Origin of the sequence: Acinetobacter calcoaceticus DSM 30006 = CIP 81.8 (assembly GCF_000368965.1) — a bacterium.
Classification (GTDB): Bacteria; Pseudomonadota; Gammaproteobacteria; order Pseudomonadales; family Moraxellaceae; genus Acinetobacter; species Acinetobacter calcoaceticus.
Genome location: NZ_KB849779.1, coordinates 175,590 through 200,228, shown reverse-complemented (window position 1 = coordinate 200,228; position 24,639 = coordinate 175,590). Strand labels below are relative to the sequence as shown.

The following is a 24,639-nucleotide window of genomic DNA, read 5'->3' as shown; positions in this document are numbered from 1 at the left end:
TAGATTAAAAAGTGTTCTATACAAAAAGCCTGAACTTGAAGGTTCAGGCTTTTTCTTAGAAATCATTTTATTCAGCAGAATGAGTTTTTCTTTTCTCAAGAATTTTACCAAAGAGTAATCCGAGCTCAAAAAGCAACCACATTGGAATGGCTAACATTACCATTGAAATTGCATCTGGCGGTGTAATGAACATTGCCACAAAAAAACATCCCACAATAATAAAGCGTCTTTTTTCAGCAAGACTTTTTGTGTCTACTACGCCTATTAAAATGAGTAGTAGGGTTGCAATAGGAATTTCAAAAGTGAGACCAAAAACTAAAAATAGCTTTAAGCAAAAGCTTAAATAGCTATTAATATCTGTCATAGGTGCGACGGTTTCAGGTGATACACTAATAAAGAAATGTAAAATTGCAGGAAGGGTAATGTAGTATGCGAAAGCAACTCCGGCATAGAACAAAACAATACTGCCAATGAGTAACGGAATCGCTAAATGTCGTTCTTTTTGATACAACGCAGGGCGAACAAAAGACCATATTTCATAAAGAATAAATGGCATTGCTAACACGAGCGCGACAAATAAATTTAATTTAAATGGAGCCATAAAGGTTGCAGTCACATCTGTAGCGATCATTGAAGATGATGTCGGAAGTTGCAGCCTTAAAGGTTCAGATAATAGTTGGTATGTATTATTTCGAAAGGGTAATAAACAAAAGAATAAAAATAATGTTACCCCAACAATTCTAAATAAATGACGTCTTAAAATAACCAAATGGCTCATGATCGGCATTTGGTCTAGATTTTCCTGAGAATTTACAGTGGTTGAAGGCAGTTGGTTCATACGGCAATCTTCAAGTTAACGGGAGATGTCTCTGAAATTTCGGGTGTCGATACAAAAGGAATAAACCTTCCAATGTACGGCACTTTATACTGACCCGAGATAGGCAGACATATCCGAATAGGCTTTGGCAATATTTTAGAAGCCTCAGTTTTATCTACAGTTTCGGAAATATTCTGTTTTTGTATTTCTTCGAGTTGTTGTTGTACTTTCCGTTCCAGTGCTTCAATGCGGTTGAGTTCATCCTGCATTTCTTTTCGAAATTCAGAAAGACGCAACTCTTGATCAATATCATTTTGCAAATTAGTAATATAACGTTTTAGGCGAACATACCAGCGACCAGCAAAGCGGGCAGCTTCCGGAAGTTTATCTGGGCCTAAAACTAAAATTGCAATAATTGCAAAACAGAGTAGCTCTGTCATTCCTACATCAAGCATGGTTGAAAACCTTTAGCTTTTTACTGATGTGCTGTCAGGCGTTTTGACTTGGGCATCAATTGTACGTGGAGTATTAAGAGCAGCAGCTTCGTCTTCTTCACGAACTGATTTTTTAAAGTCTTTTACTGCACCGCCTACGTCTTTACCGATATTTTTTAATTTAGATGTACCAAATAATAAAATAACGACAATTGCAAAAATAACGACATGCCAAATAGATAAACCAGCCATGATCTTATACCTCTTTTTAGTTCGCTTTATATCAACAGGTTGCCATGACAGGAATGTGACATTTATATGTCATTTTTAAGACAATGGCCGTCAGTCAAAATCTAAAAGGTAGTTTTATAAAGGATGTATTTGGTTTTTTTATTTTAGAAAGGGTTAAAAAAGAGAAGCTTAAATTACTTGAAAAGGAGAGTACATTTCACTTTGAAAAGGTGTAGCATAACAAACTGATTTTGATGGGTGAGAGGAGCAAACGTGGCGTTATTACTGCCAATATTGGCGTTCATCACTGGACTTTTACTTGCCCAGACTTCTCTTTCAGAAACGATAAAGCCTGTTCTTTCCGCTTGGCTTGCCCGCTTACTGATCCCAGTTGTTATTATTTACAACATGGTATTTTATCAACCGGGTAGTTTGAGTTTAATGCTCTTTAGCTTTGGTTCAGCATTTCTTATTTTCTTTGCTTATTTAGCTTTATTTAAAGATAGATTATTAGCACTTTGTGCAAGTTATACCAACATGGGCTGGCTCGGCTTTCCTTTTGCCATGGCTTTATTTGGCCCCCAAGCTACTGCTCCGATTGTCGCTTTATATATTGGGATGTCGCTTTTTGGCAATGCTTGGGCTGTGACTGCTGTAACAACTGCACCGCAAAGTAAGCTCAATATATTAAAAAAAGTTTTGTCTTCTCCACCATGTATTTCGATCTTTTGCGCGCTTCTACTTAGACTTCTTGGTGCTCAACATATCGAACATCCTGCCATACACTGGGTCTATGAAGTTGCCAAGTTCGTGATGACTTTTGCTGGAATGTGTGTGTTGGGAATGTGGCTGCGCCGTACTCGAGTTCATGTAAAAGACTTAATTTACAGTACGAAAGCTCAAGCTTTTAAGGTGGTGTGTGGTTTTATTCTTTGTGGACTTACTTATAGATTTTTACCCATTCCAAATATGAGCCAGCACATTGGAGTGATGTTTTTAATGTTCTGTTTGCCACCAGCGGCCAATATTGTAGCGCTAGAAACACATTATCAGGGAACGGGAAGATCTGCGGCTTATATTGCTTCTGGGACGATTGTGAGTTGTGTGTGTATTGCGATTTATGCAGTGTTTTTACATCTTTATTTCTAAGTAAGAGGATTAGATAAGACGGCCTTAGAATAGTGGTCATATGCTTATTTTCTGTATGTAGGCAATATTTACTTTTGTTTCGTCAAAAGTAACAAAACCATTTGTCGAACTGACGACACATCCTGAGCAATTTCCGAAGCACTGCTTTGGGAATCTGCGCAAGGCAGTGACGTGGCGACATCCATGTCGCCTAGCACGATAGCAAATGGTTTTAACGTTAAACTAAATAAATGCTATATAAAGTTTTACTTCTGCAAGCTTTCTCTAAATAACTGCATCGCTTGTCCACGATGACTAATTTTATTTTTGTCTTCTTTAGACAATTCAGCACTAGAAACTTGTAACCCAGGCAACCAGAACAGTGGGTCATAGCCAAAGCCATTTTCACCACGTGCAGCTTCTAAAATTTCGCCGTGCCAGATGCCTTGGAAAATTTGTGGTAAAGGATCTTCAGCATGAGTCACTAAAGCAAGTACACATACAAACATGCCTTCAATCACTTCACCATTTTTACGAAATGGTAATAAATCATTAAGTAACTTGGCATTATTCGCAGCGTCATCACCGTGTTCTCCAGCATAGCGTGCTGAGTAAATACCAGGTGCACCGCCTAAGACAGGAACGCAAATGCCTGAGTCATCAGCCATAGCAGGTTTACCTGAAATTTGAGAGGCATGACGAGCTTTAATAATGGCATTTTCAATAAAGCTTAAGCCATCTTCAATTGCATCAGGAATATTAAGGCGACCTTGAGGAATAATTTCTACAGGTAACTTAAGCTGTTCAAAAAGTTTTTCAAACTCTGCGACTTTACCTTTGTTATTGCTGGCAAGAACTAAACTGCCCTGATCAAACCAATGTGGGGTAGACATAATAAAACCAAACTTTATAGCTAATATCGAACGTGAGTTATGTTACGTGTTTTTTAAGAGGGGATATAGAGGGAAACAAATAGAATATAAATGAGATGATCTAAACTAAAACCACCTTGTAGAGCATACAAGGTGGTTTTAGTCGAGTAAGGTTTTTTACGGATGAACCGTTATTATTGTGCTTGAATCCATTTGTCTGCACGGTCACGTGCTGTACGGATTTGTTCTTGAGTCAAGTTAGCAGCAAGAGCAGTTTTCTTACCTTCTGATAGGCTAATTACTTTATTGTCCAGCATGCCATCACGAGTTGAAAGCTCATACCACTGGTAAGCACCTACGTAGTTTTTCTTTTGCTCTTCCATCATCGCGAGGTTATAGCTTGCACGGTTATCACCATTGCTTGCCGCTTTCTCGAAGTATTTACGAGCCATTGACTCATCTTTTCTAACACCAATACCGTCGGCATACATACGGCCTACGTTTAATTGTGCTGGCGATAAACCTTGATCAGCTGCTGCTTTAAACCATGTGAAAGCTTGCTTTTCATCTTTTTCTACATCTTTACCATATTGGTAGTGTGTACCAAGGTAAAATTGTGCGCCTGCTTGACCAGCTTTTGCAGCTTTCTGAAGGTCATTAACCCCCATTGTTGAAAAGCGTGCAGCCTGACTCGCAACCGATTGTGGCTGGGCGATATAATCTGCATGAGCCTGCATACTTAGCAGTCCTGCAAATAGTGTGCTAAATAATGTCTTTTTCATAGTGCACTCACTCGATAAATAGCGACTTCACCAAACAAATTAGGAACATGTTTGCTTAACAGGCTTCCCTGCTGATTTCCATTGACGGCGAGTCGATTAATAATTTGTATCTGATTTTCCGCACAAAGTGCTTCGAAATCTTTAAATGTACATAAATGAATATTGGGGGTGTTATACCACATATATGGTAGAGCATCCGATACAGGCATCATACCTTTTAATGCAAGAAAAGAACGAGTCTTCCAATGCGCAAAGTTTGGAAAAGTAATAATTGCCTGTTTACCCACACGCACCATGTCTCTTAATAAAACATCCGGTGCATCTACAGCTTGCAAAGCCTGTGCCATAACCACATAGTCAAAAGACTGGTCAGCAAAACGGCTCAAACCGAGATTCAAATCTTGTTGAATAATATTTAACCCGCGACTGACGGCAATTGCAATCTTTTCTTGATCAATTTCTAAGCCATAAGCACGAATTTGATGCTTTTGGCTCATATGAGCGAGTAATTCACCATCACCACACCCCAAATCGAGTACGCTTGAGCCTGGTTTAATCCACTTTTCTGCCAGTTGTTGATCAATACGCATTAGCTTGCCTCCAGTGACGTCGATTTTAAGAGTTCTTCACCGCCTAAGAAAGCGCGCATTGTTTTTACATACAATGGAATCGGGAATAAGAACGAGTCATGTCCTTGTTCCGCATCAATATCGAGGTAACTTACTGGCTTATGATTGGTAATGAGTGCATCAACAATCTCTTGAGAGCGACTTGGTGTAAAACGCCAGTCTGTTGTAAAAGAAACAATCAGGAACTGACATTTTGTTTTACCCATCGCGTCTGTTAACGAGTGGTTGTACTCACGTGATGGATCAAAATAATCCAATGCTTTGGTCATGATGAGATAAGTATTAGCATCAAAGTTACGGCTAAATTGTTCGCCTTGGTAACGAAGGTAGCTTTCGACCTGAAACTCGACATCAAAACCGTACATAAATTTGCCTGATTTTAAATCACGACCAAATTTTTGTTTCATGGCTTCTTCAGAAAGATAGGTGATATGACCCACCATGCGAGCCAAAATCAGGCCGCGTTTTGGGTAGCTATCATTTTCCAAATAACGACCATGATGGAAGTCTGGATCAGACAAGATAGACTGGCGTGCAACCTCATTAAAGGCAATATTTTGTGCTGAAAGCTTTGGCGCACTGGCAATAATCACACATTTTTGTAAGCGGTCAGGATAGTCTACTGACCATTGTAGTGCCTGCATGCCTCCTAAAGAGCCACCAATAACAGCGTACCAAATATTTACACCCAACCGGTCAGAAAGCATGGCCTGAGTTTTCACCCAGTCACGTACCGTTACTAATGGGAAATCTGGTCCATAAGGGCGATTATCATTTTCAGGATTTGGGGAAGTTGGGCCAGTTGAGCCATTACACCCACCAATATTATTTAGCGAAACTACAAAAAACTTATTCGTGTCGATTGCTTTACCCGGGCCAATACAACTATCCCACCAGCCAGCTTTTTTATCATCTTCGTGGTGATAACCCGCTGCATGATGATGTCCAGATAAGGCATGACAGATTAAAATAGCATTTGATTTATCTGCATTTAAAGTGCCGTAAGTTTCGACCATTAATTCAAAACGTGGCAAAACACGGTCACATTCAAGATGTAATGGTTCTTCAAATTGGAACTTTTGCGGAGTGACTAACCCCACTGAATCAGCTGGAAAAGACACGGGAACATTTCGCCTTTTAAATCTTTCAGGAATAAAAAGAAAGGATACCAAGCTAGGTATCCTTTCCAAAGTCTTTTTTTAATTAAACAGCAGCGGCAACAACCTGATCTGTACTTAAAACGCCTTGATCAATCAAACGGTTAGTACATGCAATAATTGCTTCAATTGATGAGGTGACTGTATTGTCATGAACACCTGCACCAAATGAACCTCTGCCTGTACCTTTCACTTGAAGTTCAATTAAGGTTAACGCTTTCGCATTTGCACCTGAACTAATACTGCGTTCTTCATAGTTCAACACGTCAATTGGTAACTGAAGCGCATTTAAGAATGCAGAGATTGGTCCATTACCTTCACCGCGAAGTTGTTGTGTTTCACCTTCGACATCAACATCAAGTTCGATGATTTGAGTACCATTAATGTCAGATAATCTGTAGTTTTTAACTGTGTAATGGTGGTTTTTCACATCAGCATACGTGTCTTTAAATAAGGTCCAGATTTCTTTTGCATTAATTTCTGTACCATTGTCATCAGCATATTGTTGAACAACTTGACTGAACTCGATTTGCAAACGACGCGGCAATACAACGTTGTAGTTCGCCTCTAATAAGTAAGCGATACCGCCTTTACCAGACTGACTGTTTACACGAATAACTGCATCGTAGTCGCGGCCCAAATCTTTCGGGTCGATTGGCAAGTAAGGCATATCCCAGATTTCTTCGTTTTTCTGGTACTCAAAGCCTTTTTTGATGGCATCCTGATGTGAACCAGAGAATGCAGTAAATACCAAGTCGCCTGCATATGGGTGACGAGGGTGTACAGGTAAACCAGTACATTCTTCAACCGTTGCAATCACTTCATTAATGTTAGAGAAATCTAATTCTGGCGCTACGCCTTGGGTATACATGTTCAATGCAATCGCTGCAACATCAACGTTACCCGTACGTTCGCCATTACCAAACACACAACCTTCAACACGGTCAGCACCTGCCATAATTGCAAGTTCTGATGCAGCAATACCACAGCCGCGGTCATTGTGGCAGTGAACAGAAATGATTACGCCATCACGACGTGCCAAATTACGATGCATCCATTCAATTTGGTCTGCATAAACATTTGGTGTAGACACTTCTACAGTCGCAGGTAAGTTTAAAATAACTTTATGGTCAGGACGTGCATCCCAAATTTCTGTGACGGCATCACAGACATCTTTAGCGACTTCTAATTCTGTTGCAGAGAAACACTCTGGACTGTACTGGAAAATCCAGTCAGTTTGAGGATACTGCGCCGCATACTCTTTAACTTTTTGAGCAGCATTAATTGCTAACTGTTTTGCACCATTAACATCTACATTCAACACCTTTTGACGGAAGGTTGGAGAATTAGAGTTATAAATATGCACAATCGCACGTTTAGCACCTGCCAAAGATTCAAAAGTACGTTCAATTAAATGGTCACGTGCTTGAACCAAGACTTCAATGTATACGTCATCAGGAATATGATTTTCTTCGATCAACATGCGGGTAAAATCGAAGTCGATTTGAGATGCAGAAGGGAAGCCGATTTCAATATGCTTAAAACCGATCTTTACAAGCATTTTGAACATTTTGAATTTTTGTTCCATGTCCATTGGTTCAAAAATTGCTTGGTTACCGTCACGTAAATCGGTGCTCATCCAGATTGGCGCTTTTGTAATTTCGTTATTTGGCCATTGGCGATCTGGTAAATCCACTCGTTGGTACATACGGCGGTATTTTTTGCTTGGGTCAGCCAACATCATGAGAAAACTCCTTGTCTCGTAGCGCGGTTGCTCTGGATATATTTAAAAGGCAACGTCTCTACGGTTATATATGGTATCTAATTGAGAAAAATTAAAGGTAATTTCGAAGTGCTGCTTTAAAAAGCAGACAAAATATTTATACGCGCGCGAGGCGCAGCATCAGGAGTTGCAGATGATGTCTTGCTTGAGTAGGCTGGGCAAACAAGTAATTCGTTTTCATCTCTAGACCGTGAAATAATAAGTTTGGTGGTTTGCTAATATGTTTATCATTTAGATATATCACATCTAAACAATGATTACACGTTGTGCAAAATTCTTATAATAATTTTAATCTCGGAAATTAGAAAATAATTTTCTAATTTTGCGCTACTTTCTAATTTGTGGGAAATATTTTTCGATATTTTGCCTTATTGAGGGAAAAAAGATTAAATGGTCTCAATAAGGCAAAAATAAATGTAGTTACAGTTCTGACCACATGCGAATTAAGTTGTGGTAAATGTTGGTGAGTTTCATAACTTCAGGATAACTATCACCGTGTGTCTTACGTAGTGCTCTGATACTTTCATCTAGATTAAATAGAAGGTGTCGCTTACTATCATCGCGTACCAAACTTTGTACCCAGAAAAAAGAGGCAAATCGAGTACCTGATGTAATACTACTTACCTCATGTAAGCTAGTAGAAGGGTAGAGTACGACATCACCCGCTGGTAATTTGACTTCGTGATAACCATAAGTATCTTCGATAACCAGATCACCACCTTCATATTCATCGGGCTCACTTAAAAATAATGTGCAAGATAAATCGGTACGGAGCTGCTCAGAAGTCCCACGGATCAGGCGAATAGAATTATCTACATGGAAACCAAAGCTTTCATGTTCATCATAACGGTTAAAAAGTGGTGGAATAATTTTATGAGGTAAAGCAGCAGCCTGAAACACAGGATTTTGCCAAATTGCTTTGATCACAATATCACTTAAATGATGTGTAAGCGGGTCTTGTTCAGAAAGTTGCTGATTTCTTTTAACCGAAGCCGATAGGGTGCCAGCAGTTACTTTTCCACCCACCCAACTCGCTTCTTTCATGAGCTTACGAAACTCAGCAACTTGCTCTTTGCTTAAAACATTAGGGATATGATGAATCACAGCAAACACCTTTTAAATAGATACTTCATTTGTAAAAATAGCCTCGTGATGAGGCTATCTTATATGAACTTTAATTAATTCCATAAAACTATTATGGAATTTAAACTTAGTACTTAAAGTTAATTGCTAACACTGCGTTACGGCCATTACCTTCAAATGCATAGTGTGCTGCATGTGCACTAGTGAAATAACGCTTATCAGAGATATTATTAATATTAAGCTGTAAATTTACGTTCTTGTTAACGTCGTATTTAGCCATCGCATTGTAAATAGTATAAGTTGGCAAGTATTTTGGAGCAGTCGTGTTTACAAATACTTGATCGCGGTATTCAACACCAGCACCTAAAGTCAATTGAGGCATCACTCTGTAAGTAGACCATAAAGTCGCGCTGTTTTTAGCTACGAATGGAAGAGGTTTACCTTCTTGAGCAACCGCATTATATGCCGCTTCAGTGATTTCGCTGTCTAAATAGCTATAACCTGTAGATACATCCCATTTGTCGGTGATTTTCCCGTTCAAGCTGATTTCAAATCCATCAACTTTACTTTTACCAGCGTTAGCAGTTGTTGTAGGGTCGATTTGGATACGTGTATTTTGCTTTTCAGTACGGAAGATCGCAGCAGTTAAGTTCGCACGATTATTAAACAGGTCCCATTTTGTTCCAAGTTCAAAAGTACGTGCTTCTTCAGGTTTTAGATCATTTGCACTCGCACTTGCGCTACCTGAGTCGCTAATAGAATCTGAACCTGTATCACCTTCAGCTAGCACACCTACAGGGTTCGCTGATGTTGCGTAACTTAAATAAATACTACCATCTTCTGTTGGTTTAAAAACTAAACCAGCTTGGTAAGAGAAGTAATCTGTATCACTTTCTAATTTATCACCAGCTTTATGAGGTGTACGTCCACCTACGTCCTTATTGTATTTTTTCTCAGTTTCAAATTTATCCCAACGAACACCTAGGTTAAGTAACCATTGTGGATTAAATTCAATACTGTCTAAAGCGTAGATTCCTACATTATGACTACGAGTGGTCGATTGTGCTGTAATAGAACCACGTTTATCTGTGAATGCACCGTTTCCTGGATTATTTAAACTCGTACACCAGCCATTTGCTACAGCAGCAGCTGAAGTACAGTTTTGAATATTGCTGTCTAAAATAGTCGATGTAGTTTCACCAGCAGCATTAGTAAAGGTATATACGCCTTGGTCAGTTTCTTGGAAGCTCCATTCAGTACCGACATTAAAAGAATGTTTTAATGAACCAGTATTGAATTTACCTCTCAAAGAAAGTTGATCACTATACGCATCACTATCCAATATACGGCTTAAAGCACGGCGAGCGACTGTCCCTCTGTAAATATTACCCTTCGAGTCATCAGCATTGGTGTAAACATAGTCAGATTTAGATTTGTTGTAAGTCGCTACATTCGACAAGGTAAGATTTTCATTAAAGTCATGTTCTAATTTAAACGTACCAATATGGTTTTCACGTTTATCAAAGTCACGAGCTTTCCAGCCATAGTAAGTACCCGCTTTTACATCAACAGGCTTACCGTTACCAGGAGTCACAGTAACTCCAGCAGGAGGGGTAGTCGGGTTTGCATTGTTAAATGGAATACCCGCATCTGGTTCATCATTACTGCGTAAATAGTAGTAGCTAAGTGTTCCACGAGTTGCTGTATCTAGGCCAAATGCAAGGCTTGAGGCAATACCAGCACGAGCATATTCAGCTCCATTGTTAGCACCAGCTTTTTCATTTTCATGGCCCATGATAACAACACGACCAGCAATTCCGTTACCAAAGTCTTTGTTGGCATCAAGTTGGATATGGCGATAGTTGTCGGTACCACCTTGAACGCTGCCTTGGTAAACATCACCTTCATGAGCAACTTTAGGGATTAAGTTGATACTTCCACCAACGCTACCACCGCCACCAAGAGCAGAAGAAGAGCCCTTAATCACTTCAACTTGCTCAATAGCAAACATATCGCGGCTTTGTGACGTTGTATTGCGAACACCATCAACATAAATAGAAGACTGTCCGTTATAACCACGAATGTAAGGCATATCTGTAAATGGTGTACCGCCTTCACCTGCACCTAAAGTAATGCCTGGTTCATAAGGTAAAGCTTCGAGTAGGGTATTAGAGTTTGTATCTTTAATTAATTTTTGAGAAAGAATAGAGACCGATTTTGGCGTGTCTTTGAGGGGAGCCACGAATTTAGAGTTTGCAGACTGGTCTACTTTTAAAGATTCTTCTTGAGTCGCTTGAGTATGAATCGTTGGTAATTGTGAAATTGCTTCTTGTGCCATGGCTGTTGTTGCAATCATTGATAGCGATGAAGCTATCGCAGAAGAAACAATTTTTTTACGTGTTCTAATCAAAGACATGACTTCAGGACTCTAAAACTAAAAGGTTATGCGAATAATAATAATTCTTATTTATATGTACAGTTTGTGTTAATTGGATTTGCCAATTGGATTGTGAAGATGAAGTGAATGATTGAATAGGTAATTGTACTTTTATGTAGCTAATCTACTGATTCTTAGTAATTGTTTGTAAAAACGATTAAAATTAGATTTTGATTGTAATTTTAGATTTATGAAGAATAACTAAAAAATTAGTTTTGCTTAAGGCTTTATGAAAAATATTTAAAGAATCATAAAATTACTGTGAAATTTACGAGAATAACGACCTTCATTTAAATGAAGTGGTCGGTTAATTTTGTATATCTTGAAAGTTGTCATATAATACAGCACTTTTAAAAAAACTGTTCCTACTCACTAATTTTTATCGAGGAAGCCATGCAAGTAACGACTGAAGCGGTTTCGGGCGTTGCCCGTCGTTTAAATGTTTCTGTACCGACGAGCCGTATTAACGAGCAATTTGAAGCTCGTTTGAAGCGCACTGCCAAAACTGTGAAGATCAACGGCTTCCGTCCAGGTAAAGTACCTGAAAACGTTGTTCGTCGCGAATACGGTGCGGGCATTTATCAAGAAGTTGTAAATGACATCATTCGTGATAGCGTTTTTGAAGCAATTCAACAAGAAAAAATCAATGCGGTAGGAATGCCGAACATTGATAAAGTTGAACATAAAGAAGATGCTTTAGTTTTTGAAGCGACTGTAGAAGTTTATCCAGAAGTTACAGTACAAGCATTTGACGGTTTAGAAGTTGAACGTAAAACAGCTGAAATTAAAGATGCTGACGTTGACGCTATGATCGAAAACTTGCAAAAACAACGTCAAACTTGGGCTGTTACCAAGGGTATGGCGAAAAAAGACATGCAAGTGACTTTTGACTTTGAAGGCACTATCGATGGTGAGAAGTTTGAAGGCGGTTCTGCTGAAGACTTTAAACTTGTGTTAGGTTCAGGTCGTATGATTCCTGGCTTCGAAGACGGCATCATTGGCATGAAAGCTGGCGAAGAGAAAGTAATCGATGTTACTTTCCCTGAAGACTACCAAGCTGAAAACTTGGCTGGTAAAGCAGCTCAGTTTAAAATCACTGTGAAGCAAGTTGAAAAATCAAAACTTCCAGAAATTGATGCTGAATTCTTGAAAATCTTCGGTGTAACTGAAGAAGAAGGCGTTGAGAAGTTAAAAGCTGACGTTCGCAAGAATATGGAACGTGAAGTTCGCAATGGTTTACGTAACCAAGTTAAACAAGCTGCTTTTGACGCACTTGTTGCTGCGAACGAAGTTGAAGTTCCAACTGCAATGGTTGCTCAAGAAATTGACCGTCAACGTCAACAAATGGTTCAACAGTTCACTCAACAGTTCGGTGGTGCAGGCGCGCAATCTTTTGACAAGAGCATGCTTCCTGACGAATTGTTCAAAGAGCAAGCAGAGCGTTCTGTTAAGCTTGGCGTATTGGTGAGCAAAGTTTTAGCTGACGCTAAACTTGAAGTTGATCAAACTCGCGTTGATGCTTACATTGACGACATGGCTTCTTCTTACGAAGATCCAACTGAAGTGATTGAATACTTCAAAAATGATGCTCAACAACGTGCTCAAATCGAAGCAGTTGTATTAGAAGATCAAGTTGTTGATCACATCTTAGCTGCTGCTAAAGTGACTGACAAAGCTGTATCTTACGATGATTTGTTAAAAGAACAACAAGCTCGCCGTATGGGCTAATCTTTTAAGAAGTCAGAAAAAGGCGCTTTAGGCGCCTTTTTTGTTTTTCACTATGTGGTTAATTTGAGTGCGACATTAAGTACTTAGGTATAAATAATATAATATTTCAGTGCGAACCTTTTGCAATTTGAGAAATTATCCCGCATATTGTTGCCATAGGTTAAGTCACAAAAAATTTAGGAATAAATAACGTATGTATGTTCCAACAATTGAAAATGCTTTAGTTCCTGTTGTGGTTGAACAATCTTCTCGCGGCGAACGTTCTTTTGATATTTATTCACGACTTTTACGTGAGCGCGTCATTTTCTTAACAGGTGAAGTTGAAGACAACATGGCAAATCTGATTGTTGCCCAAATGTTGTTTTTAGAAGCTGAAAACCCTGATAAAGATATCCACCTTTATATCAATTCTCCAGGTGGATCTGTGACAGCGGGCATGGCTATTTATGACACGATGCAGTTTATTAAACCTGATGTCGTGACATATTGTATGGGTCAAGCTGCTTCAATGGGTGCATTCTTGTTAAATGCTGGTGCTAAAGGCAAACGCTATTGTCTAGAAAATGCGCGTGTCATGATCCATCAACCATTGGGTGGTTTCCGCGGTCAAGCATCGGATATTGAAATTCATGCGCGTGAAATTCTATTTATTAAAGAACGTTTAAACCGCTTAATGGCAGAGCACAGTGGTCAAGACTACGAAACCGTTGCTCGTGATACTGACCGTGATAACTTTATGACAGCACAGTCTGCTAAAGAATATGGTTTGGTTGATCAGGTGTTAAGTAAGCGTCCATAAGGAGCTTCCTATATAAATAACTTGAGATGTTGAAAAAGATCTCCATTTAGTTATTTATGCAGTGCATCTTGCCCTAATATTTAAGATTCTATTTGTGGAGTGAATATGTCCGAACATCCTCAAGGACAAAAACATTGTTCATTTTGCGGTAAAACGCAGTCTGAAGTCGGGAAACTGATTGCAGGTGAGGACGCATATATTTGTAATGAATGTGTGGATGTCTGCTTAGACCTTGTACAAACCAGCCAACAGGTTGAAGCAGGGGACTGGGCGAGTAAGGCATTGCCAAAACCACATGAAATACGTGCTGCGCTTGATCAATATGTGATTGGTCAAGATCTTGCCAAAAAGACGTTATCTGTTGCGGTTTATAACCATTATAAACGCCTAAAAGTTGGTCATAATGGCCATGTGTCTAAAGAAGTAGAAATTGCTAAAAGTAACATTCTACTGATTGGACCTACAGGTTCGGGTAAAACTTTACTTGCGCAAACATTAGCTCGCCTTTTAGATGTTCCATTTGCAATGGCAGATGCAACAACATTAACCGAAGCTGGTTATGTGGGCGAAGATGTTGAAAATATTGTACAAAAGCTTTTGCAAAAAGCAGACTACGATGTAGAAAAAGCTCAGAAGGGCATTATCTATATTGACGAAATTGACAAGATTACTCGTAAATCTGAAAACCCGTCAATTACGCGTGATGTTTCTGGTGAAGGTGTACAACAAGCATTGTTAAAAATGATTGAAGGTACAGTGGCTTCTATTCCTCCGCAAGGTGGGCGTAAGCATCCGCAGCAAGAGTTTATCCAAATTGACACCTCGAATATCTTGTTTATTTGTGGTGGTGCATTTTCTGGTTTGGAAAAAATTGTACAGCAGCGTCAAGAGAAAGGCGGTATTGGTTTTACAGCTGATGTTAAAAACAAAGATGAAACCAAAAAACTTGCTGAATTGTTCCGTCAGGTTGAGCCAACCGACTTAGTGAAATTTGGTTTAATTCCAGAATTCATTGGTCGTTTACCAGTGATTGCTACACTTGAAGAGTTGGATGAAGAAGCATTAATGCAAATTTTGACTGAGCCAAAAAATGCATTAACTCGCCAGTATCAATATCTTTTCACCATGGAAAATGTTGATCTGATCTTTGAAGATTCTGCATTGCGTGCTATCGCGAAGAAAGCACTTGAACGCAATACGGGTGCGCGTGGTTTACGTTCTATTATGGAGAACGTACTGCTTGAAACCATGTACGATTTACCAAGCCGTACTGACGTTGGGACAGTCATTATTAATGAAGCAGTCATTAATGGTGAAGCAGAACCTGTTTATCAAGCAGAGCGTCAACCTAAAGAAGCTGTAACACATGAAAGTGTTGCAAAGGCTGATTTAAAGGTTATTGATTCGAAGTCTGCATAGATTTCATTCATCTAAAAAGCATGAATCGCGTGAGTGATTCGTGCTTTTTTTGTTTTCAATTTATGTGGGTGGTGTTAATCTTAAAAATACAAAATACGCATAGTTTTGCGGTGTAAAAAATAAATCAAAAACAAAACGCTTTGAGGGATGCCATGCGTTATTTAATCGTATCTTTGTGCTGTGCCGGACTGTTTGTGGGCTGTCAAAGTTCATCTCATTTAGAAAAAAATACGGGTGAATTGACTGCAACCTTACCTAAAGTCGATGTTGAAAAAGAACCCGGACTATTAGACCAATATCACGTAGGTGGTTTTGCCGTGGGTGGTTGGGTTAATCAAAAATTGGGTCAGACATTTGTCCCGATCAAACCACAAAACGCACAAGCTGCTGTTGTTTATCTCTATCGACCAGATACAAAATGGAATCGTCAGGAAATTGCTGCGATTAACCTGTTTGTAAATGGCAAGCGAATTCCGAGCCTACTACATAACCATTATTATTGGATTGAATTGCCAGCAGGGACTTATCGTCTTTCTGCGAGCCGCCCTTTATTGGGGATTCATTTTCAAGAGCCAAAATATATGGATATAACTGTTGAGGCTGGAACGTCTTATTATTTGAAATATGATGAAGAAAATAAAATGGACCGAGGTGAACACACTGGCCCATTTATGTTAATGCAAGATAATATTGGCCGTAGAGAAATTGCCTTTACCGAGTTGAAATCTTCAAGCTACAACTTTGTAGCAGAAGATGCTTCAGGCAAGATTCGACATAAGCCACAAGAATTAAAACCTGCCAAATATGATGAAAAATCAGATGTACATCTGATTAAACCCTTTAAATTATGGAATCCTTTAACTTGGTAATAACTTGCAAAAGATAAAGAAAAGTTAAGACTTTTCTTTATCTTTCATCAATGGTGCAATAATTTTAAGCATCTCTTCTTGCATATGATCTCGTGCTTTAGGATCATTAAAGGTCTGTTGTCCTAACTCCATCATATATTCTGAAATTTGCCCCATAATCTGCACGTTTTTACGTGTAATCGATTGGCCTTCTGGGGTTTTTAAAAATTTAAGATTCGCTTGAATCTCTTCTTCAGAATATGTCTTTAAATAAATGTCTTGTAAGGCTTGGGCAGTTTTAGGGTTGCTGATGAGTTGATTGCTTGAATCTTTCAATAGTAAACCGAGCTTTTTCGCAGCTTCTTTTTCTTTTGGACCTAAAGTTTTGATACCCGTGATATTACTAACGATCTGTTCTGCCTGTTGATCATAATAAGGCGTTAATTCATTAATTGATTCTTTAAGCAGGTAATCAATTTGGCTCATTTGCATGAGTTCTTTGACTGAACTTAATTTGGCAGGAGATGCAAATAAGCTTGTCGTAATACAGCTTAAGCAGAGGCTGATTGAAAGATTTTTAAGAATAGGGCGAATAGTCATGAAATGACCTATATTCAATATATGGCGAGAGAGTGCATTTATTAATAGCACAGATTGAAGAAGTAATTGTTACAATTCTTTTCAGATTTTAAAATAAAAAAGAATGCATAAAAAAAGCACCGAATTCGGTGCTTTTCTCGATTAGCCTGCCGCAGCATCGACTACTGGAATTTTTCCAATTTTCGCTTGCCAGATTTTTGGAGCAATTGCATGAATTGAAGTACCGTTTACATCAACTGCAACAGAAACAGGCATATCTTCAACTACGAATTTGTAGATTGCTTCCATACCTAAGTCTGCAAACGCAACAACTTCAGCTTCGCGAACAGCTTTAGATACAAGGTAAGCTGCACCACCAACTGCCATTAAGTAAGTTGCTTTATTGTCTTTGATTGCTTCAATTGCTGTAGGGCCACGATCAGCCTTACCGATCATGCCAAACAAGCCAGTATGCTCAAGTACTTTACGTGTGAATTTATCCATACGTGTTGCAGTTGTAGGACCAGCAGGACCAACAACTTCGTCACCCACTGGATCAACTGGGCCAACGTAGTAAATAAACTTACCTTTAAGATCAACTGGTAATTCTTCACCGTTGTCGATCATTTCAACCATACGTTTGTGCGCAGCGTCACGACCTGTGTACATTGTTCCGCTAAGGAGTAATGTGTCACCCGGTTTCCAAGAATCCATTTCTGCTTGAGTAATGGTATCAAGGTTTACACGTTTAGATTTTGAAGAATCCCAAGTTACAGATGGGTAATCTTCAAGTTTTGGTGCCTGAATATGAGCTACACCTGAACCATCAAGCTGGAAGTGAGCATGACGAGTAGCAGCACAGTTAGGAATCATACCTACTGGTTTACCAGCAGCGTGACATGGGTAATCTTTAATTTTAATATCAAGAACAGTGGTTAAACCGCCAAGACCTTGTGCACCAATACCAAGTGCGTTTACTTTTTCAAAGATTTCGATACGAAGTTCTTCGATTTTGTTTTCTGGTCCACGACGAAGTAATTCGTCCATGTTGATTTCTTCCATGAGCGCTTCTTTAGCAAGCATCATGGCTTTTTCAGCAGTACCACCAATACCAATACCGAGCATACCTGGAGGACACCAGCCTGCACCCATTGTTGGTACAGTTTTAAGTACCCAATCAACAATCGAGTCAGATGGGTTAAGCATCGCAAGTTTAGATTTGTTTTCTGAACCGCCACCTTTAGCAGCAACAGTAATATCTACTTTGTTACCCGGAACGAGTTTGTAGTGAATTACAGCAGGGGTATTATCTTTTGTGTTTTTGCGACCAAATGCAGGGTCAGCAAGTACAGATGCACGAAGAACGTTGCTATTTTCAAGGTAACCTTGGCGAACACCTTCATTTACTGCATCGTCTAAGCTCATTGTTAAATCAAATTTAACATCTAAACCCACTTCAAGGAAAACGTTAACAATACCAGTATCTTGGCAAATTGGACGATGACCTTCCGCACACATGCGAGAGTTAATTAAAATCTGTGCAATTGCATCCTTTGCAGCTTGGTTTTCTTCGCGATCATAAGCACGACTCATTGCTTGGATAAAGTCTTGCGGGTGATAGTACGAAATAAACTGTAGGGCGTCCTTGATTGATGTAATCAAGTCATCTTGTTTGATAATCGTTGTCATACCAAAAAATCTCTTGAGCGGGCTGTTAGCTAGCGGGCTAAATTATATGACAAAAAGATAGTTTTGTGGGAGATTGGTTGATCTTTTGACCGAAAGTCGCATAAGACTATATAGAGCGCATTTAAACGTCAGAGATAGGAAAATTATTTATTTTGAAACGATTAAAATAAAAAAAGCCATTTGAGCGGACATCAAATGGCGAGAGGTAGAAGCGGATCAAATTATTAATTATTTAGCAGCGGCTTGCTGTTCTGCCTGAATTGCCGTTAACGCAATGGTAAACACGATGTCATCTACCAATGCTCCGCGAGACAAGTCATTTACAGGTTTGTTGAGACCTTGCAACATTGGTCCAACGCTCACAACATTCGCAGCACGTTGTACTGCTTTGTACGTGGTGTTACCCGTATTTAAGTCAGGGAAAATAAATACATTGGCACGGCCAGCAACGCGTGAGTCTGGTGCTTTTTGGCGTCCAACACTTTCAACTGAAGCTGCATCGTATTGAAGTGGACCATCAATAAGTAAATCAGGGCGACGTTGCTGAGCAATTTGAGTTGCTTGTTGTACCTTCTCAACATCTGCACCTGTTCCAGATGTTCCAGTTGAATAACTGATCATGGCAATACGTGGATCAATTCCAAAAGCTTTAGCCGAGTCAGCAGACTGAATCGCAATTTCAGCTAATTGTTCTGCGGTAGGGTCTGGATTAATTGCACAGTCGCCATACACATAAACTTCATCTGGTAAAAGCATAAAGAAGATTGATGAAACCAGTGAATATTCAGGGGCTGTTTTGATGAGCTGGAATGCTGGGCGGACCGTATTTGCTGTGGTGTGTACTGCACCAGAAACTAAGCCATCTACTTCGTCTAAAGCTAACATCATTGTACCCAGCACTACGGTATCTTGAAGTTGTTCTTTCGCTTGAAGTTCGTTGAGTTTACCTTTACGTAGCTCGACCATTGGCGCTACATATTGGTCGCGAATGCTATCTGGATCAACAATTGCTAATCCGGCTGGTAATTCAATACCACGGGCTTTTGCAACATCCTGAACAGCCTCTGGTTTTGCCAGTAAAATACAGTCAGCAATACCACGTGCCTGACAAATGGCTGCAGCTTGAATGGTGCGTGGCTCATCGCCTTCAGGCAGTACAATGCGTTTTTTCGCTGCAATCGATTTTTGCACCAGTTCATGACGAAAAGCCGATGGAGACAGGCGAGGGGTAGCGGCATTGTTGCTGTGCTGCTTAAGCCACTCGACATCAATATGACTTGAAACAAAACGAGTCACTTGTTCCGCACGTTCAGTATCATCGACGGGAATTTCATTACCAAAGTCAGATAAACGCTGAGCAGTTTCTAATGTATTGAGACGTGTATGTAAAATCGGTAAGCCTTGCTTGATCGCACTTTGGCAAAACTCTAAAAGCTCAGGAGCTGGTGCTTCACGTTCAGTAAGAACCAAGCCAGCGAGTGGAATACCATTACTGGTCGCCAAACTACTTGCCAGTAATACGTCTGTACGCTCAGACGCACTAATAATTAGTTCACCTGCAATGAACTTATTCAGTTCATATTCAATGCTTGACGCAATTAAACTTGAATGCAAAATACGGCGTGTTTTAGCTTCACCTTGATGTACCCACTGTCCATCAATTACATTCGCAATATCTAGGGTTCTAGGTACGCTTAGGGTATTACTAAATGGAACTAAACCAATAATTGGTAAATCGCTAGAGCCAAAATAACGATTATATTTTTGCAATTCGGTCGTAAATTTTGCGATGTCTTCGGTTGGTCGTAATGATGGATCAAACGCCACAGGAATTTGTGCTGTTTCTTCGGTTAATCCACGGGTACGCATAAAGAGTACACCCGCAGTACGATTTGACGCTGCACCGCCAAACTGACGTAAATGAGCATCTACTTTTTCTGCGGCTTTTTTAGGGTTTTGAATATCTGCTGTACTGACCAATACGACTTCTGCATCAAGTGCTTGTGCAAGACTTGCGTTGAGTTCACTGGCGAAGTGGTCTTGTCCGTTTGGTAATAAGCCTTCCACAATAATGACATCATGGTCTGCTGCAACACTGCGATGTAGGCTTACAGCTTCTTCAAGTAATTCATCCACTTCCCCAGCGGCAATAAGCTGAGTTAATTTTTCATGCGAAATAGATTGAACAGTTTTACCTTGAAATAAGTGACCAAATAAAGAAGTTGTTCGATCAAGATGCTCTTGGTCTTCTTGAGAAAATGGTTTTAAAAAGCCTGCTTTAATCCCGTTACAATCAAGTGCGTAAATCATGCCTAGGCAGGCAGAGGTTAAACCAACCCCTTCACCTGTAGGAATCAATAAAATTGTATTCATATAAACCTATAAATAAACGAATATCGAGTTTTCGCTAAGATCTGATTAAGCAAGGCTCGCTACAGATGCTGTAGTTCCTGCCGCTTCAACAACTTGACGGGTTTCTTTGGCAATACGGCCTTCTTCGTCTGTTGGAATGACCCAAATTTGCGGACCTATTTCATTGTCGATTCGACCTTCGGTGCCACGTTTTAAGTTGTTGTTTTGATCTTTGTCGAGCTGCAAACCAAAATGAGGTAAATACGCTAAAGTTTTTTCACGAATATATGCCGAGTTTTCACCAATACCACCTGTGAAAATGAGGCCGTCTAAAGTTGGTAGGCCGCAGCTTAATGCTGCAAGTGATTTTGCAAGGCGATAACTAAACACTTCAATTGCAAGGCAAGCATCTTCATTGCCAATTTCTGCTGCTTCAATGACTGTACGCATGTCATTAGACAATTGCGACAAGCCAAGTAAGCCACTTTCGTTATTTAAAACTTTATCAATTTTAGCGAGGTCCCAACCAAGATTTTTCGCAAGGAAGCTATGTAGGCTTGGGTCGACATCACCACTACGGGTTCCCATCACCACACCTTCTAGTGGAGTAAGGCCCATAGAAGTATCAACACTTTGTCCGTTCCATACTGCACAAGTTGAACTGCCATTTCCTAGGTGTGCTGTTAACCAACCACCTTTTTTCAGATTGCCTGCAAGTTCACTTGCTCGGTCAGACACATAGGCATGGCTTGTACCATGGAAGCCATAACGACGGACATTATGTTCGGTATATAAGAACTTAGGAATTGCATAACGGTAGGCATGCGGTGGCATGGTTTGATGGAATGCGGTGTCGAAGACTGCAACTTGAGGTAATTCAGGAAATAGGCGTACGGTTGCGTCAATACCGATTAAATGTGCTGGGTTATGAAGCGGAGCTAAAGGCGTCGCAGCACGAATACGTTCAATAATTTCAGGAGTGAGTAATTCGGCTTTGGTTAAACTACCGCCGTGTACAACACGATGTCCGATTGCCTGTGGTTTGTAGTTGGCAAGACGCGCAAGTAAAGTTTCTAAAGCTTTGGCATGGTCAGCATAGGGAATTGAAAGTTCAAGTGGTTCACCACCAACTGTCACTCCCTTAATACGAGCATCGGCTGCCCCCAAGTTTTCTGCTAAACCGTAAATACGATCTTCACGACGTTCTGAAACCAGCGCGTATTTAATAGATGAAGAGCCGCAATTGATAACTAATACTGATGTAGCCACGTTGAAATACCCACGTCCTGATTTAAAATAGTTTTCCTAACTTCCTGTTCAAAATGTATTATTTTCGGCTACACGTTGAACTGGTTGTCATCTTTTAACATGTGTTGTTTTTCTGTCCAAGATAGACTTTAGCCCATTAGACTTAAGCACTATCGACCATCAAATTATTTGTAACTAATATTTGTTCAGTATAAAGCTTAATCACTGTATTCCTTGTTTTTTTATAAGGATGCAAACGAGTTTTTTGTATACATTTATGAAAAGTAAGCTTGAATCAAATTTCATTTTTAAATGTTGGGTATTGATTCTTTATTAAGAGGGCAGAAGTCTCTTTAATTAAATTTGAAAAATATATTACAAATAATATACGTAATTGAAATTAAGAATTAATAGTAGGAATGAGAATTATAAAGAATAAAACATAGGCTTATTAGAACTAAAAAATAGTATGAAAAGCTTATTATCTAGATGTTGTTTAATGTATTTCATGATATTGATATTACGATAATTTTACCATAATTTCTGAAGTTCAGTTTAAGCATAAATAATCGAGATTTTAAATAGGTTTTTGGTCTAAAACCTAAGCTTACTACGCCTCTAAGGCTTGTGCTGAGGCCATTACAGCAGCATTGACTGGGGTTGCATGTCGCTTTTCGCCTGAATAATATTATTCATTCTTTTTCAAATGATCAGAAAATATATCATTTGGTTTATTTTTTCCGGCTTATCCGGTTGTACAGGAGCGTCCTGCATGGACTTGCCGAATCCCATACTGGCAAAAGTTACCGAGCGCGTAATTGCGCGTAGTCAACGAACCCGTTCTGCATATTTACAACGTATTGAACATGCACAAGGCAAATTTCCTGCTCGTGGTGCACTCTCATGTGCCAATCTGGCTCATGGTTTTGCCAGCATGGAAGATAATGAAAAATTAATTATTAAAGTAGGCCGTGAGCCAAATATTGGCATTGTATCTTCATATAACGAAATGCTCTCGGCACATGCACCCTATAAAACATTTCCAGATCTAATTAAAACAGCCGCTCGTGAAAATGGTGGTGTAGCGCAATTTGCAGGCGGTGTGCCAGCGATGTGTGACGGTATTACTCAAGGTAATGCTGGCATGGAACTATCATTGTTCTCTCGTGAAACGATTGCAATGAGCACTGCGATTGCACTGTCTCATAACATGTTTGATGCTGCACTATGTCTGGGTGTTTGCGACAAGATTGTGCCAGGATTATTGATTGGTGCTTTGCAGTTTGGCTATTTACCTACCATTTTTGTGCCTGCGGGCCCAATGACAAGTGGGTTATCTAATGACGATAAAGCCAAAATCCGTCAGCAGTTCGCAACAGGTGAAGTTGGGCGAGATGCTCTGCTAGAAGCTGAGGCAGCAGCCTATCACGGACAAGGTACTTGTACATTTTATGGTACAGCCAACAGTAATCAAATGTTGATGGAAGTGATGGGTTTACACCTTCCAAGTGCCGCATTTGTTCACCCTCATACGCCGTTACGTGATGCACTCACCGCAGAAGCTGCCATTCGTGTACTTGACTTAACCGTTGAGCGCGGGAACTACACGCCGATTGGTCATGTTGTTGATGAAAAAGCAATTATAAACGGCATTGTGGCATTGCTCGCTACTGGTGGATCAACTAACCATACTTTGCATCTTATTGCGATTGCTCGCGCGGCTGGCATCTTGATTGACTGGGATGACTTTGATGAATTGTCGGCTGTTGTTCCATTGCTCGCAAAAATCTATCCAAATGGTAAAGCCGATGTAAACCATTTTCAGGCTGCAGGTGGGGTTGCTTTCCTCATTCGTAATTTGCTTGAAGCTGGTTTATTGCATAACGATGTGACTACCGTTGCAGGTAAGGGTTTACACCATTACACCAAAGAACCAAAACTGATCGATGGTAAGCTCACTTGGGTTGATGGCGTGGTTCAAAGCCTTGATGACAAAGTTCTGCGTAGTTTCGATGAGCCATTCCAACCAGATGGTGGCTTGCGTTTGATGCAAGGGCGTTTAGGACGTGGTGTGATCAAGATCTCTGCCGTTGCTCCAGAACATCGTAAAGTTAAAGCACCTGCAATCGTGTTTGATTCTCAAGAAGCAGTGCAAGCTGCATTTGATCGTGGTGAGTTACACCGTGATTTCATTGCTGTTGTTCGCTTCCAAGGCGCGCGTGCGAATGGTATGCCAGAGCTACATCGTTTAACCCCTGTATTAGGTGTTTTACAAGATCAAGGTTTCCATGTGGCATTAGTAACTGATGGTCGTATGTCAGGTGCTTCAGGCAAAGTTCCAGCAGTGATTCATTTATCTCCAGAGGCATTGCTGAACGGTCCGATTGCTAAAGTGCAAACGGGAGATATGTTGGTGATTGATGCTGAAGCTGGTGTACTCGATATTGAGTTAGATGAAGTTGTTTGGCAGTCACGCCCTGTTGCACAACCTGAACATCAGGCAGAAAACGAAGTCGGCTTTGGCCGAGAATTATTTGGTGTTTTCCGTGCCACTGCTGCACCAGCTGAACATGGTGCTTCTGTGTTTGGTGCATTGGTTGGTGAAATCGTTCAACCTTAGACTT

20 protein-coding genes and 1 pseudogene are annotated in these 24,639 nt (G+C 39.9%); 6 read left to right on the top strand and 15 right to left on the bottom strand.

The window, feature by feature from the left end:
* Positions 1-67 precede the first annotated feature (67 nt).
* From tatC to F936_RS03315, 3 genes are read right to left on the bottom strand one after another with little or no spacing between them, the layout of a single operon-like run.
* A complete protein-coding gene (tatC, locus tag F936_RS03325) occupies positions 68-838 on the bottom strand; it encodes a twin-arginine translocase subunit TatC (RefSeq protein WP_005044893.1) in 771 nt (256 codons plus the stop codon).
* Entirely contained in the window at positions 835-1,272 is a 438-nt protein-coding gene (gene tatB, locus F936_RS03320) for a Sec-independent protein translocase protein TatB (protein ID WP_005036974.1), read from the bottom strand. The genes tatC and tatB overlap by 4 nt, the downstream gene beginning before the upstream one ends.
* Before the next feature lie 12 nt (positions 1,273-1,284).
* Positions 1,285-1,503 (bottom strand): Sec-independent protein translocase subunit TatA, encoded by a 219-nt coding sequence (locus F936_RS03315; protein ID WP_003654829.1) that lies wholly within the window; start codon positions 1,501-1,503, stop codon positions 1,285-1,287.
* A gap of 252 nt (positions 1,504-1,755) precedes the next feature.
* Between F936_RS03315 and F936_RS03310 the strand changes: the two genes are divergently transcribed.
* The gene (locus F936_RS03310) at positions 1,756-2,631 is read left to right on the top strand and encodes an AEC family transporter (protein WP_005044891.1); all 876 of its coding nucleotides are present in this window, start codon (positions 1,756-1,758) and stop codon (positions 2,629-2,631) included.
* A 245-nt stretch (positions 2,632-2,876) separates the two neighbouring features.
* On the opposite strand, the gene rdgB is transcribed toward F936_RS03310, so the two are convergent.
* The 7 genes from rdgB to F936_RS03275 form a co-directional block, all read right to left on the bottom strand.
* Positions 2,877-3,503: an RdgB/HAM1 family non-canonical purine NTP pyrophosphatase gene (rdgB, locus tag F936_RS03305; RefSeq protein ID WP_005044888.1), complete on the bottom strand. Its 627-nt coding sequence runs from the start codon at positions 3,501-3,503 to the stop codon at positions 2,877-2,879.
* A gap of 173 nt (positions 3,504-3,676) precedes the next feature.
* Positions 3,677-4,264: a tetratricopeptide repeat protein gene (locus tag F936_RS03300; protein ID WP_016801941.1), complete on the bottom strand. Its 588-nt coding sequence runs from the start codon at positions 4,262-4,264 to the stop codon at positions 3,677-3,679.
* Positions 4,261-4,854, bottom strand: a complete 594-nt coding sequence (gene metW, locus F936_RS03295; protein WP_001217230.1) for a methionine biosynthesis protein MetW — start codon at positions 4,852-4,854, stop codon at positions 4,261-4,263. The genes F936_RS03300 and metW overlap by 4 nt, the downstream gene beginning before the upstream one ends.
* Positions 4,854-6,014 (bottom strand): homoserine O-succinyltransferase MetX, encoded by a 1,161-nt coding sequence (gene metX, locus F936_RS03290; protein ID WP_004641065.1) that lies wholly within the window; start codon positions 6,012-6,014, stop codon positions 4,854-4,856. The genes metW and metX overlap by 1 nt, the downstream gene beginning before the upstream one ends.
* An 82-nt stretch (positions 6,015-6,096) precedes the next feature.
* Positions 6,097-7,794, bottom strand: coding sequence for a 2-isopropylmalate synthase (leuA, locus tag F936_RS03285; RefSeq protein ID WP_005044886.1), 1,698 nt, complete (start codon positions 7,792-7,794; stop codon positions 6,097-6,099).
* A 459-nt stretch (positions 7,795-8,253) separates the two neighbouring features.
* Complete coding sequence (locus F936_RS03280) at positions 8,254-8,937, bottom strand: Fe2+-dependent dioxygenase (protein ID WP_004641069.1); 684 nt, start codon at positions 8,935-8,937, stop codon at positions 8,254-8,256.
* Positions 8,938-9,043: 106 nt separating this feature from the next.
* Positions 9,044-11,332, bottom strand: coding sequence for a TonB-dependent receptor (locus F936_RS03275; protein WP_005044883.1), 2,289 nt, complete (start codon positions 11,330-11,332; stop codon positions 9,044-9,046).
* Between the two features lie 414 nt (positions 11,333-11,746).
* Here F936_RS03275 and tig point away from each other — a divergent pair, with 414 nt between their 5' ends.
* The 4 genes from tig to F936_RS03255 all read left to right on the top strand — a co-directional run bounded on the left by tig (position 11,747) and on the right by F936_RS03255 (position 16,168).
* Positions 11,747-13,081: a trigger factor gene (gene tig / locus F936_RS03270; RefSeq protein ID WP_005036955.1), complete on the top strand. Its 1,335-nt coding sequence runs from the start codon at positions 11,747-11,749 to the stop codon at positions 13,079-13,081.
* 193 nt (positions 13,082-13,274) lie between these two features.
* Positions 13,275-13,880, top strand: a complete 606-nt coding sequence (clpP, locus tag F936_RS03265) for an ATP-dependent Clp endopeptidase proteolytic subunit ClpP (protein ID WP_003654845.1) — start codon at positions 13,275-13,277, stop codon at positions 13,878-13,880.
* 105 nt (positions 13,881-13,985) lie between these two features.
* A complete protein-coding gene (gene clpX, locus F936_RS03260) occupies positions 13,986-15,299 on the top strand; it encodes an ATP-dependent Clp protease ATP-binding subunit ClpX (RefSeq protein ID WP_003654846.1) in 1,314 nt (437 codons plus the stop codon).
* A gap of 152 nt (positions 15,300-15,451) precedes the next feature.
* The gene (locus F936_RS03255) at positions 15,452-16,168 is read left to right on the top strand and encodes a DUF2846 domain-containing protein (RefSeq protein WP_005036950.1); all 717 of its coding nucleotides are present in this window, start codon (positions 15,452-15,454) and stop codon (positions 16,166-16,168) included.
* A gap of 24 nt (positions 16,169-16,192) precedes the next feature.
* Here the strand turns inward: F936_RS03255 and F936_RS03250 are convergent, their stop codons facing one another.
* From F936_RS03250 to F936_RS18590, 5 genes and pseudogenes are all read right to left on the bottom strand, one after another.
* Positions 16,193-16,747 carry a DUF2059 domain-containing protein gene (locus tag F936_RS03250; RefSeq protein ID WP_003654848.1) on the bottom strand — a complete coding sequence of 185 codons (555 nt, stop codon included), beginning with the start codon at positions 16,745-16,747 and terminating at the stop codon, positions 16,193-16,195.
* Positions 16,748-16,888: 141 nt separating this feature from the next.
* Positions 16,889-18,415, bottom strand: coding sequence for a fumarate hydratase (locus tag F936_RS03245; protein ID WP_004641080.1), 1,527 nt, complete (start codon positions 18,413-18,415; stop codon positions 16,889-16,891).
* A 228-nt stretch (positions 18,416-18,643) separates the two neighbouring features.
* Positions 18,644-20,788 carry a phosphate acetyltransferase gene (pta, locus tag F936_RS03240; RefSeq protein WP_005044878.1) on the bottom strand — a complete coding sequence of 715 codons (2,145 nt, stop codon included), beginning with the start codon at positions 20,786-20,788 and terminating at the stop codon, positions 18,644-18,646.
* A gap of 45 nt (positions 20,789-20,833) precedes the next feature.
* Positions 20,834-22,036 (bottom strand): acetate/propionate family kinase, encoded by a 1,203-nt coding sequence (locus F936_RS03235; RefSeq protein WP_005044876.1) that lies wholly within the window; start codon positions 22,034-22,036, stop codon positions 20,834-20,836.
* Positions 22,018-22,137, bottom strand: a pseudogene (locus F936_RS18590) (hypothetical protein). The gene F936_RS03235 and the pseudogene F936_RS18590 overlap by 19 nt, the downstream one beginning before the upstream one ends.
* 650 nt (positions 22,138-22,787) lie before the next feature.
* On the opposite strand from F936_RS18590, the gene edd reads away from it, so the two are divergent.
* Positions 22,788-24,635, top strand: a complete 1,848-nt coding sequence (gene edd / locus F936_RS03230; RefSeq protein WP_005044874.1) for a phosphogluconate dehydratase — start codon at positions 22,788-22,790, stop codon at positions 24,633-24,635.
* Positions 24,636-24,639: the final 4 nt, after the last annotated feature.

Excerpts from the sequence above, each read along its gene's own strand:
- pta (WP_005044878.1), bottom strand. The coding sequence starts at position 20,788 with ATGAATACAATTTTATTGATTCCTACAGGTGAAGGGGTTGGTTTAACC.
- tatC (WP_005044893.1), bottom strand. The coding sequence starts at position 838 with ATGAACCAACTGCCTTCAACCACTGTAAATTCTCAGGAAAATCTAGAC.
- clpP (WP_003654845.1), top strand. The coding sequence starts at position 13,275 with ATGTATGTTCCAACAATTGAAAATGCTTTAGTTCCTGTTGTGGTTGAA.
- F936_RS03245 (WP_004641080.1), bottom strand. The coding sequence starts at position 18,415 with ATGACAACGATTATCAAACAAGATGACTTGATTACATCAATCAAGGAC.
- F936_RS03275 (WP_005044883.1), bottom strand. The coding sequence starts at position 11,332 with ATGTCTTTGATTAGAACACGTAAAAAAATTGTTTCTTCTGCGATAGCT.
- metW (WP_001217230.1), bottom strand. The coding sequence starts at position 4,854 with ATGCGTATTGATCAACAACTGGCAGAAAAGTGGATTAAACCAGGCTCA.
- F936_RS03300 (WP_016801941.1), bottom strand. The coding sequence starts at position 4,264 with ATGAAAAAGACATTATTTAGCACACTATTTGCAGGACTGCTAAGTATG.
- tig (WP_005036955.1), top strand. The coding sequence starts at position 11,747 with ATGCAAGTAACGACTGAAGCGGTTTCGGGCGTTGCCCGTCGTTTAAAT.
- clpX (WP_003654846.1), top strand. The coding sequence starts at position 13,986 with ATGTCCGAACATCCTCAAGGACAAAAACATTGTTCATTTTGCGGTAAA.
- leuA (WP_005044886.1), bottom strand. The coding sequence starts at position 7,794 with ATGATGTTGGCTGACCCAAGCAAAAAATACCGCCGTATGTACCAACGA.
- F936_RS03250 (WP_003654848.1), bottom strand. The coding sequence starts at position 16,747 with ATGACTATTCGCCCTATTCTTAAAAATCTTTCAATCAGCCTCTGCTTA.
- edd (WP_005044874.1), top strand. The coding sequence starts at position 22,788 with ATGGACTTGCCGAATCCCATACTGGCAAAAGTTACCGAGCGCGTAATT.
- tatB (WP_005036974.1), bottom strand. The coding sequence starts at position 1,272 with ATGCTTGATGTAGGAATGACAGAGCTACTCTGTTTTGCAATTATTGCA.
- F936_RS03315 (WP_003654829.1), bottom strand. The coding sequence starts at position 1,503 with ATGGCTGGTTTATCTATTTGGCATGTCGTTATTTTTGCAATTGTCGTT.
- F936_RS03255 (WP_005036950.1), top strand. The coding sequence starts at position 15,452 with ATGCGTTATTTAATCGTATCTTTGTGCTGTGCCGGACTGTTTGTGGGC.
- rdgB (WP_005044888.1), bottom strand. The coding sequence starts at position 3,503 with ATGTCTACCCCACATTGGTTTGATCAGGGCAGTTTAGTTCTTGCCAGC.